Source organism: Candidatus Babeliales bacterium (assembly GCA_040879965.1).
In the GTDB taxonomy this organism is placed as follows: Bacteria; Babelota; Babeliae; order Babelales; family JACPOV01; genus JBBDJI01.
Map to the genome: position 1 here is coordinate 62981 of JBBDJI010000012.1, position 11977 is coordinate 74957.

Genomic DNA, 11977 nt, shown 5'->3' on the forward strand with positions numbered 1-11977 from the left:
ATTTGAATAATTTAAACACTACATTTCATGAAATACATATTAATCATTTGAATTATTTTTTATTTTTTATTGTGTTTATTGACAAAATAATATTTTTATTTAAATTAGATAATGATAATGTCTTGTAATGGTTACAAGATAAACAGAATAATAAGAAGTATTATTTTTAATCTAATTATGGAGGTCATTCATGAATACTTCACGAATCTTATCTATTTTCATGTTTCTTAGTTTAGCTGGTGCGCAAGTATCTGCAATGGAACCAACCAAGCAGGCGCTTAGCATAAGTTTCCAGTGGATGAAAGAAAACTGTTCTAATGTTATAACAATTGCCAAAAATCATCCGCTTTATGCAGCAGGTTTAACCGCAGTCGGTGTAACAACTACAGGTACTTACTTTTGGTTAACTAAAAAAGATAAAGTTAAGCAAACAGAAGAACTTTCAGAAAAAAAACAAAACGCTGCTAAAAAGTTTTTAGCAAATCATAAGCTTAGCTTAGGATTAGGAACAGCTGCTCTAATAACAACTGGTGGTCTTTATGCAGCTAACAGTCATGGTTACTTAGAAGGTGCTAAGGAAAAAGCACAAGGTCTTTGGAATTATGTACCAAGCATGACAACTGTAAAAAGCTATGTACCATCATTCGGTTGGAAATCTGGCGTAACTGCAGCAGCAGTAGTTGGTGCAGGTTTTGGTTATAAGTATTTGAAATCTGACGCTAAAAAATCAGAAATCAAAGATACTAAAACTGATACAACAGTAGTTACAAAGAAAAATAATCCATCAGCTACTGGAACTTTTACTAGACCAGGAAAAGCTAATGACGCTGTCACCATGGTAAAAAAATCAACTAAAGAAATAGCTCTACAGTACATAGCATTTCTTAGTAATATGAAAAGCAACTTTCTTAACAATGCTAAAGCACAATTTGAAATTAGCTTTCCTAGCTAAAGCGATTGATAATGAATAGTTTATAACAAATAAAGAATACACCAAAAAATTTGTTTTTGGTGTATTCTTTATTTAAACATTTCTGTTTGCTTAACTCGTTCTTCTTTTCCCGTGATCATATTTTTTATAACAACTTCTCCTTTTTCTTGCTCTTCAGATCCAATAATGATTATATGCTGCGCACCTAATTTATGAGCTTTGCGCATCATACTTTTTAATGAACCACCGTCTAAAAAAACTTCAATGCACAAACCTTTAGTTTGTAATTCATCGGCAATTAATAACGCGAGATTATATTGCTCTTGTTCTAACGGCATAATAACTTGCAATGCCAGTGGCCTTGGAATTTGCAACTTTTCTTGTATTGGCTCAAGCAAAAGTAATAATCGTTCAATACCTATTGCCGCCCCTAATGATGGATAATCTTTTTTATATCCCAAATGCGAAGCTAAATGATTATAACGTCCACCACCGCAAAAAGCACTTTGCGCACCAAGCGAGCTACTCGTAAATTCAAATACTGTTTTATCATAATAATCGAGCCCACGTACTAACGTTGGCATATGCGTGTAAGAAACTGATAACATATCTAATACTTCTTTTAATTGCTGCCATTCTTGTGCACATGATTTGCATAGTACATCTGTGATTTGTGGCGCCTTACGATATAGCTCTTGGCATGTAGAATTTTTACAATCAAACACGCGTAAAATATTTTTTTCTTTTCGTTGCTGACATGTCTCACATAATATTTCAATATTATTAGTCAAAAATTCATCTAATATTTTTTTAAATTTTTGGCGATCTTCTGGACAACCCAAAAAGTTAATCAATAATGCATAATTTTCAAGCAAAAATTTTTGAGCAAACAATCGATCCAACATAATAATAAAGTAAGCATCTTGCCAAATTGAATCCGTATCTATAATTTCAACATTTACCTGATGAAATTGTCGATAACGTCCTTTTTGCGGTCGCTCATATCTGAATATCGGCCCGTAAGAAAATACTTTCCATGGTAATTGAGTAATATTATGTTCTAAAAATGCACGCATTGTAGAAGCAGTTACTTCTGGACGCAAACAAATATTTTCACTCGAATCTTGCGTAGCGATAGTAAACATTTGCTTAGTAACCACATCAGTTTCTAAACCCAGAGATCTTTTAAATAGTTCAATAGGTTCTAATATTGGGGTAGCAATTTGAGTAAATTGATGACATCTCAAATAAGTACTTGCCGTATCAATAATAAAATTAAATAATGTTAAATCTAAAAAATCTTGTGTGCCTCGAATCTTAGTTATCATTTGAAGACCTTTATTATTGATTGTAACAATATAATTTTTTTTTACTCAGTTTAGCAAATTTTTGAAAAAGTTTTATAGAATTTTTTGAAAATAGTTGACTTTTATTAGAGTCTGATGGTAGAACTTTGTAAAGTATAGCACACTTAAAAGAAAGGAGGCATCTATGGAATGATTACAAGCTATTGGTAATGATAATCAAGCTCAAAAAATTTTTTTTAAAAAAAGATTTGACTATTTCTACTTAAAATTGGTAGAACTCAAAATGATATGTCGGAGTGTCGGTAATGTATAACACTTCTAAAAAGGGAGTGACTCTTATGAGAAAGCACGTCAAGATTTCTCTTCTATTGTTAACTGCAGGAGCGTATGCTCATGCAAGTGATGGAACCGCGTTTAATGATTCAAAAACATTCATGTATATTCGCCCACCGTTTCATAGCGCCTTTCCAGAAAAAGAAGCTGGTTGGTATGATCGAGCGCTTGCACGTGAATGTGGTTGGGGTGGTGCATTTCAAATAGTACCATTTGGTGGCCGTTCAACCCATAGCAGTGATATTGGAAAATATTTCATGTTCTGTGGCAAATCTGAATTGATAGTTGCTGAAGATTTAGCTGCAGGAAGCCAAAGTATTGGAGCTGAGGCAATCGGTGGATCTGCTAATCCTAATTTCAGAGATGTAAATGCTGTTCACTTTAATATCCACACAACAGGCCGCGATTTCAAAAGTACTATTCGTTTCCGCCCACGCCATTCATATGCAGGTGTTGGTTTAGATTATAAACAATATCTACACCGCCGTGATGCGTGTGAAAAGAAATGGTGGTTTGAAATTTCCACACCACTTCTTTGGGTACAAAATGATATGAGATTAACGGAAAGTGTTATAACTGCAGGAACACCAATAAGTGTTGCAAATACTAATGCTAATATGGTCGAAGCATTTAAAGGTGAAAAGCCATTCTTCCGTCCAGCTGGTGCAGATAGTCTTGCTGCTGCAATAACTGGTTCTGGTTGGAACTTTGGTAAAATTAATAACAAAAGAGATCGATTCCGACCAGCTGATATTGAAGTTAAAATCGGATATGATTATCTTTGTGAAGATATGTGCCATGCAGAAGGGTATATTGGTGGTGTAATTCCTACTGGTAACCGACCAAACGCAGAATATGTATTTGAACCAATCGTTGGTGACAACTTCCATGGCGGCTTGATGTGGGGCGGTTCATGGGGCTGGGAAATCTGGTCTAGCTGTGATCGCTATCTCCATATCGAAATGGCAACAAATGGCCGTTACTTATTCAGAAACACACAAAATCGTAGCATGGATGTGAAGTTCAAACCATGGAGCCGTTACCAGTTAGTATATCGTAGCTTCACTGATGCATTAAGTGCCGCTGCACAAGAAGGTATTAATGTATTCACCCGTAAAGTTGAAGTGCGTCCACGCTTTAATAAAGCACTTTTATCTTCATTAGTATATACACATTGTAGCTTCCAAGCAGAAGCTGGTTATACCTTCTGGGCAAAAACAGCTGAAAAAATCAAGCTTGATAATGATTTTGAAACTGGCGTAACGTTTGCATCTGTAGGACAAGGAGCTGCTTCTAATTTAAGTTTGGGTGGTATAAATCGTGCGATTACTATTAAAGAAAACTTTGATGGTTCTACCATTAATGTAACAGCAGATCAAGCAACTTTATACAATAACTTTGCTTTAAGAGAACAAGATTTAGACTTTGAATCTGCTTCTTCACCATGTGCACTTACTCATACTTTCTATGGCTCATTAAGCTATCGTTGGGATGACCTTTGCTACCCAATATTCATAAATGCTGGTGGCTCTTATGAAGTTTCCTCAAGTATAGGTGCTATCAATCGTTGGATGGTCTGGGGTAAATTCGGTCTATCAATTTAGCCGCCTACTTAAAAGGATAATTTAATGAAAAGATACTTAATAATCTTAAGTATCCTAGGCTTGCTCATTACTGAGCAAGCCTATGGAATGGAATTCCCTTTACCTAGAAAAGCAGGAGATGCAACCTCTCAAGTAAGAAGTTCAAATAAGGAAGAAGCTGAAAGATATATACAATTTCTTAGGGAAAAAAGGAACCGTTTTCTTCCAAATGCTGAAGCACAATTTAAAATTAGCTTTCCGACTGCGCCAGCACCTTCACCTAAACCGAAGCCTGCACCTGCTCCAGAAAAAAAAGGTGTTAATTTCGACGAAGTAAAAAAACAAGCACAAGCAGTAAGAACTCAAGGACAAATGGTAGTTAAACAAGCAGAAACAGCAAAATTACTTGATAAACAGAAAGAAGAATTAGCAACTGCAATTGGTTTTCCAGATTTTGCCTCAATGAAAAATGCCTGGCAATAACCATAATTTGTTCTAATTGATAAAAAAAATCCTCGGAAAAATCCGGGGATTTTTTTGTTTCTTTATTTTTTAAATCTCTACGATATACTCAACATAACTATTCATATAAAAAAATAAAAAGGGAATAGATGTTGCCAACTATTCTTATTACTGGTGGTGCCGGATATATTGGATCACATACGGCATATCTTTTAGCACAACGTGGTTATCAAGTAATTGTTCTCGATTCATTTATGCATAATCAATATTTTAATCCACAATGGGCAACAGTAATTAAAGAAGATTTTGCTGATAAATCAGTACTTGAAAATATTTTTACTAGTTATAATATTCAAGCCGTTATGCATTTTGCAGCATGTATTGAAGTTGGTGAATCGGTTAAAAATCCTCACAAGTTTTATGAAAATAATATCGCGAAATCGCTCGTTTTATTAAATTCTATGATTGAACATAACATTAAAAAATTTATTTTCTCTTCAAGCTGCGCAGTATATGGCTTGCCAGAAACAATACCATTAACGGAAGAACATTCTAAAAACCCAATAAGCCCATATGGCAAAACAAAGCAAATGCTTGAAACGATTTTAGAAGATTTTCATAATGCTTATGATTTGGAATACATAAATTTACGTTATTTTAATGCGGGAGGCGCCTTGCCAGAAGAATATTTAGGTGAGCAACATAAACCTGAAACGCATATTATTCCTTTATTATTGCGTGCAGCTCAAAATAAAATGCCTTTTACTATTTTTGGGTATGATTATGATACCAAAGATGGCACTGCAATTCGTGATTATTTACACGTTCTCGATATCGCTCAAGCGCATATCTGTGCATTGCAGCACCTAGAAAATGGTAATCCATCCGATTCATTTAATCTTGGTACTGGAAATGGTATTTCAGTAAAGGAAATGGTTCATACAGTCGAAAACATTACACGACAAAAACTTAAACTACAATGGGAAAAAAGACGCGCAGGCGATCCTGCGATACTTGTAGCTGATGCCAATAAAGCACGTACTATTTTAAATTGGCAACCACATTATTCTGACATTGAATTTATTATAAAATCAGCATTAGCATTTATATTGACAGCGCTACCAACAAAAATAATTACTGAAAAAAATATTGAGTTAATTTAAAGATTATATCTTTATTTCATACAACATTTTTTATATTTTTTTCCAGAACCACATGGGCAAGGGTCATTGCGACCAACTTTTTCTTCTTCGCGTGTCATGGTAACTGAAGAGCCATCGCCTGATTGATCACCAGAAATAAGATTAAGTTGCGCTAATTCTTGCTCACGCTTTTGTTCTAGCTCTTGTTGATTAAATCGCTCAACATTGAGATGGAAAATATTATGAACAATATCAAAACGAATATGCCGCATCATATCTTGGAACATAAAAAAAGCTTCTCGTTTATATTCGATTAATGGATTCTTTTGGCCCCAACCTCGTAACCCTATACCCTCTTTTAAATGATCCAAATTGAGCATATGTTGCTTCCATGCTTGATCAATAGTTTCAAGCATCAACCATTTTTCAGCATCTTGAATCATAGAAAGATTTTGTTGATTTTTACGATAGAGATCATACTTTAACATTAAGAAATTGATACAATCATCCGCCAGTGAAGCTGCAGTATTTTTACTTAAATTTTCCTGTTCAATTTCTTTTTGAGACAAACCAGTAATTGCACTCAATACTTGCATTAAACGTTCATAACCTTCTTGAGGCACCGTACGTTTTGGAATAAATTGCTCAATTAAATCTTGTACCGTTGCTACAATTAAATCCCGAAAAAGTGCTGCTATTTGTTGCTCACCCTCTAAAATTTCACGACGATAACGATAGATAACCATTCGTTGTTGATTTAATACATCATCATACTCTAAAAGATGCTTACGTATTTCAAAATTATTTTTTTCAACCCGTTCTTGCGACCACTCAATATTTTTTGACATAAACTTAGATTCAATACGCTCATCTTCACCCATCCCAACGCGCTGCATATTTGCTCTGATTTTATCACCAGGCGCAAAAATACGAATGAGATCATCTTCTAATGAAATATAAAATCGTGATTCACCAGAATCACCTTGGCGGCCCGAACGTCCGCGTAACTGATTATCTATACGCCTACTTTCATGGCGCTCAGTACCTAAAATATATAAGCCACCTGCTTGCAATGCTTCGGGTGTCAATTTTATATCAGTACCACGACCTGCCATATTGGTAGCAATAGTCACACGGCCCGCTTCTCCAGCATGCGCTACAATATCAGCTTCTCGTTCATGTTGTTTTGCATTTAACACCTCATGAGGTACACCGCTTTTACGCAATATATCACTTAATAATTCAGATGTTTCAATAGCAATAGTACCAATTAAAACTGGTTGCCCATTTGTATGCCGTTCTTTAATATCTTCCACGATCGCGCGATATTTTCCCTGTTTTCCTAAAAATATAACATCCGGTTGATCAATACGAATCATTGGCTTATTGGTTGGAATAGAAACAACATCTAAACCATAAATTTTATGAAATTCTTCTGCTTCAGTGGTTGCGGTACCAGTCATACCTGCTAACTTTTTATATAATCGGAAATAATTTTGTAGAGTAATTGAAGCCAGTGTTTGACTCTCCCGTTCAACTTTTACTCGTTCTTTTGCTTCTAAAGCTTGATGTAATCCATCACTAAAACGACGACCCGGCATAATGCGACCAGTAAATTCATCGACAATAAGTACTTGATCATCTTTTACTACATAATCGACATCGCGTTTAAATAGAACGTGTGCACGTAATGCTTGATTAACATGATGCAAAATATTAATATTTTTTATATCGTATAGATTTTCAATATTTAATGCTTCTTCTACTTTGTCATTACCATCTTCAGTTAATTGTATGGTACGTTGTTTTTCATCAACTTCATAATCTTCATCTTTTTTTAATCGTGGGACAATACGATCAATTTCGGTATATAATTTACTTCCTTCATCAGAAGCACCAGAAATAATAAGTGGAGTACGCGCTTCATCAATTAAGATAGAATCCACTTCATCCACAATCGCATAGTTAAGATCTCTTTGCACATAATCTTCTAATCTGAATTTCATATTATCGCGTAAATAATCGAATCCAAGTTCATTATTGGTAGCATACAAAATATCATTTTGATATGCCTTTTTTCGTTCAGTATCACTCATAGCATTTTGTAATACACCAACACTTAATCCAAGAAAATTATAAATAGGTGCCATCCAGGCCGCATCACGACGTGCAAGGTAATCATTTACGGTAACTAAATGTGCTCCTTTGCCAGTTAATGCATTTAAATAAAGAGGTAGTGTAGCTGTTAATGTTTTACCTTCCCCTGTTTTCATTTCTGCAATTCTTCCTTGGTGCAATACTATGCCCCCAACTAACTGAACATCATAATGCCGTTGCCCAAGTACCCGTTTTGATGTTTCACGGACTACGGCAAATGCTTCTGGTAAAATATCTTCTAAACTGCTACCTCGGCTCAATTTCTCACGAAATTCATTCGTTTTTGCGGCAAGCTGCTCATCGGTTAAACTACTTATTTTAGGTTCAAAAGAATTAATTTGCCTTACTAAAGGCTCAATACGACGCAATTGGCGCGCATTGTTAGTGCCCAAAATTATGGCTAAGATTCGTGCTATCATTTTTTAATTCCTACAAATAGTAAATTTCATTATAAAGATCTATATAATTAATGTATCATATATAGTTCATTGGCTCAACTCAATACTACCTGAGAAAAGCAATCGTCATATGACGGTTTGCCGTTTTCTCTCGGCGATATGAATGATAGTGTAAGTTACAAATAGTACAGTCGTTATAGTTATAATTAAATGCCTGACTTGCAATACCTATTTTCTCAAGCAATAATTGATTTAAATAGGGTAAATCGAGAAATCGATTATCAGCTCCACTTAATACGTCCTTTTTAAATTCTTTGGGAATTTTATTTATTACTTCAGCCCCTACCTGATAACAGCAAGATTTAGCTGACGGGCCAAAAAAAACGCGAATTTCTTCTTCATGAATACCAAATGAGTTTTTCATTACATTTAATGCTGCTTTCGCCACGCCATTCACCGAACCACGCCACCCAGCATGCACAATACCTATTACATTTTTTTTTGAACAATACAAAATAATTGGCAAACAATCAGCAGTTGCAACTGCAATACCTACTAAATTTAAATTTGTTACTAAAAAATCACCAGAATAAAAAAACGCAGGAAATGATAACAACTCGTTTTCTAAAGAAATTGTTACCCCTTCCGTACTATGTATCTGATGAAGAAATAAAAGATCTCTTATATTATTTTTACATTTCAATTGTGTAAATGGATTTTGTAATAACAAAGATTGCTTATTTTTATATATTAATGGTTCAAATCCAGTTAAAGCATCACCAAAAATAATTTGAAATGCTGGCTCGATATATTCTTTCATATTTTTCTAAACTTGTTTTTGAACTACTGAATTAAACTAGGCTTATAGTTTATAAAGTACACGCTATTGCTGATTCAAAAAAAATACCTGCTTGCTCTAAATCAATCGTTGTTGATTGCCATCGTTCAACCATTGTTTGTATTGAATCGCCGTCCTGATAATACAATTGATCTAAAATATCTTTTTTTCTATATAAAGTCATAAAACTATTATTAAAAGTATTCCACATTTTTTTTCCATGCTTAAATTTCCAACCATATACTTTTTTTTGAATCATCTGGCATGGCGTACTTTTAAAATCTTTAAAAGGATATTCATTACTATCCAAGCATAAATAAAAACCATAGGCAAAAGTTTTTTCTAACAAACGAATACATTCATTAGCATCAAATGATTGATTAATAATACATAAATCAGAAGCAATAAAAACGTGATCAGTCAAAAAATCAGTTAATATTTGCCATGCATATTTTTTAATCTCAGTGGTTATATTTTCTGAAAAATCTAAAAAATAAATGCCCGGATATTGTGCTTTAATAGCATCATACAAGGACAGATTATCTGTTTTATACACAACATAAATGGTGCCAATATTTGAAGCATGGCCATTTAATGAATCAATAGTTTTTTGAAGGCTTGATGGATTATTTGAAAAAATAATTATATCACTGCATGCAGTATCATATTGCTGCAATCTATTTTTAATAGGTTTTTCAAGTATAGAATATGATTTTTTCAGAGTTGTTTCTCTTTGAGTTGATGCTTGCAGCCCAATGGCAGTTTTAAAACCAGACAAAGGATTAGTTGTATTAAAAGTGTAAAATACTTCAGGAATAAATCCTACATGATGTTTAGCCATTTCTAACATTGGAAAACACAAAGCACCTTCATCACACTGTGGATAAAATTTACCGATATACCCCTGAATTTCATCAGTTAAAAGATCTTGTAATTTTACAAGCTTTGGAAGCCATGCATAAAATGTTCTTAAATGAGTAAAGGAAAAATCAATATGAGAACGCAAATTATCAGAATTCATTGCTTCCAATGAAGGTCGTTTTGATTTTATAATAGTACCATCTAAAAATTGATATTCACTATAAACAAACCAAACTTGCTCTTCTATATATTTCTTATTTAATTTTTTAAAAATATCTCTTTTACCATCAGGAAACCAATCATCACCATCGTGCTGCACAATTATATGATTATCAGGAACAGAATGATATGCATTATAAAGATTATAAAGTTTTAACTGTTGTTGATTATTTCTTATTAAGGTAATTTTATTTTCAAGATTATTTTTTTTTCGATATCTTTCCACAACATCAGCAGTACCATCAGTTGAACCATCATCCACACATAAAATATTAAAATTCTGATAATCTTGTGCAAAAATATTATCAAAGCATTTTTCAATCCATGGTGCATTATTAAATGCAGTAACAACCACAGTTATTGGTTTTTCAAAAGCAATAACTGATATTAATTGACATGTTAGAAATATAAAAAGAGAAATTTTTTTTAGTTTCTTCATTACAACTCCATAAGTAATTATTTATATGAAGTTATACTATATTTTTTTTTTACTGCCAACAATATTAATAGATCCTCTGCCTTAAAAAGCAAAGGATCTACAATTTATTTAATATTTATTATTTCTCATACTGATCGTTACGCATAAAAGTAGGCACATCTAGATTATGAATATCAAGAAGCTCATATGGTTTTTTTAGCGATTTTTCATTTTCTTTTGTGGCATTATCCAGATCGCTTTTCACCTCTGATTTAACTAATTCTTTTTCTTTTTGATCTATTTTTATAGAAGCTTTAATTATTTCTGGCATATCATTTTCTTTTGTTTTATTATCAAAGCCAGTTGCTATAACCGTAACAATAACTTCATCAGTCAATTCAGGATTTATCACTGAACCCAAGATAATATTCGCTTGCTCATCTGCTCGTTCATAAATAACCAATGCTGCCGTATTAATTTCATGCAATCCCAAGTTAGTACCGCCTGTAATATTGAACAAGACACTTCGTGCACCAGAAATATTCATATTTTCTAATAATGGTGATGCAATAGCTTGCAATGCAGCTTGTTGGGCTCGATCTTGCCCGCATGCTTTTCCGGTACCCATAACCGCTAAGCCCATATCTTTCATAATGGTTCGCACATCTGCAAAGTCAACATTTATATGACCAGGCTTTGATATGATATCAGCAATTGATTTTACCGATTGATTTAATACATCATTAATCATTGCAAAAGCATCAATCATTGAAACATGCTCATCAGCTACTTCAAGCAATTTTTGATTAGGAATTACAATAAGCGTATCCACTTCTTTGCGTAATAATTCCAATGAAGTTTCTGCCACTTGTGCCCGACGTTTACCTTCAAATAAAAACGGTTTCGTAACAACAGCTACGGTTAAAATACCTTTTTCTTTTAATGCACGCGCAATTACCGGCAAACCACCAGAACCAGTACCACCACCTAAACCACCAGTTAAAAAAACAATATCGGCATCAGCTAAGATTTCCATTACTTTTTCAATATCTTCTTCTGCAGCTCGTTTACCAAGATCAGGATTTGCACCAGTGCCTAATCCTTTTGTTGATTTAATACCGAGTTGAATAAGATGATGCGCTTTTGAAAGGTTTAGTGCTTGAGCATCCGTATTTGCCGCAATAAGTTCTATATTGGCACAATCAGCATCAATCATAGTATTGATACGGTTGCCACCAGCACCGCCAATACCTATTACTTTAATTGAAACCGCAGGCATTATTTGCTTTTTTTCCATTTCTAATTCTATCATTACTACTCCTTTTTAT

At 33.7% G+C, this 11977-nt stretch carries 9 protein-coding genes; 4 read left to right on the plus strand and 5 right to left on the minus strand.

Annotated features, from left to right (window positions below; genetic code table 11):
- Window positions 1-190: 190 nt before the first annotated feature.
- Entirely contained in the window at window positions 191-952 is a 762-nt protein-coding gene (locus WDZ41_02715) for a hypothetical protein (protein ID MEX0940245.1), read from the plus strand.
- A gap of 68 nt (window positions 953-1020) precedes the next feature.
- Here WDZ41_02715 and hisS read toward each other — a convergent pair whose 3' ends face one another.
- Window positions 1021-2259: a histidine--tRNA ligase gene (hisS, locus tag WDZ41_02720; GenBank protein ID MEX0940246.1), complete on the minus strand. Its 1239-nt coding sequence runs from the start codon at window positions 2257-2259 to the stop codon at window positions 1021-1023.
- Between the two features lie 317 nt (window positions 2260-2576).
- Here hisS and WDZ41_02725 point away from each other — a divergent pair, with 317 nt between their 5' ends.
- From WDZ41_02725 to galE, 3 genes are all read left to right on the plus strand, one after another.
- On the plus strand, window positions 2577-4175 hold the full coding sequence (locus tag WDZ41_02725; GenBank protein ID MEX0940247.1) for a hypothetical protein: 1599 nt from the start codon (window positions 2577-2579) through the stop codon (window positions 4173-4175).
- 24 nt (window positions 4176-4199) lie between these two features.
- Window positions 4200-4637: a hypothetical protein gene (locus tag WDZ41_02730; protein ID MEX0940248.1), complete on the plus strand. Its 438-nt coding sequence runs from the start codon at window positions 4200-4202 to the stop codon at window positions 4635-4637.
- Between the two features lie 128 nt (window positions 4638-4765).
- A complete protein-coding gene (galE, locus tag WDZ41_02735; GenBank protein ID MEX0940249.1) occupies window positions 4766-5779 on the plus strand; it encodes a UDP-glucose 4-epimerase GalE in 1014 nt (337 codons plus the stop codon).
- A gap of 11 nt (window positions 5780-5790) precedes the next feature.
- Here the strand turns inward: galE and secA are convergent, their stop codons facing one another.
- From secA to ftsZ, 4 genes are all read right to left on the minus strand, one after another.
- Window positions 5791-8334 carry a preprotein translocase subunit SecA gene (gene secA / locus WDZ41_02740; GenBank protein ID MEX0940250.1) on the minus strand — a complete coding sequence of 848 codons (2544 nt, stop codon included), beginning with the start codon at window positions 8332-8334 and terminating at the stop codon, window positions 5791-5793.
- An 85-nt stretch (window positions 8335-8419) separates the two neighbouring features.
- On the minus strand, window positions 8420-9133 hold the full coding sequence (locus tag WDZ41_02745; protein MEX0940251.1) for a polyphenol oxidase family protein: 714 nt from the start codon (window positions 9131-9133) through the stop codon (window positions 8420-8422).
- Between the two features lie 49 nt (window positions 9134-9182).
- A complete protein-coding gene (locus WDZ41_02750; protein ID MEX0940252.1) occupies window positions 9183-10670 on the minus strand; it encodes a glycosyltransferase family A protein in 1488 nt (495 codons plus the stop codon).
- 118 nt (window positions 10671-10788) lie between these two features.
- Window positions 10789-11961 carry a cell division protein FtsZ gene (ftsZ, locus tag WDZ41_02755; GenBank protein ID MEX0940253.1) on the minus strand — a complete coding sequence of 391 codons (1173 nt, stop codon included), beginning with the start codon at window positions 11959-11961 and terminating at the stop codon, window positions 10789-10791.
- Window positions 11962-11977 lie beyond the last annotated feature (16 nt).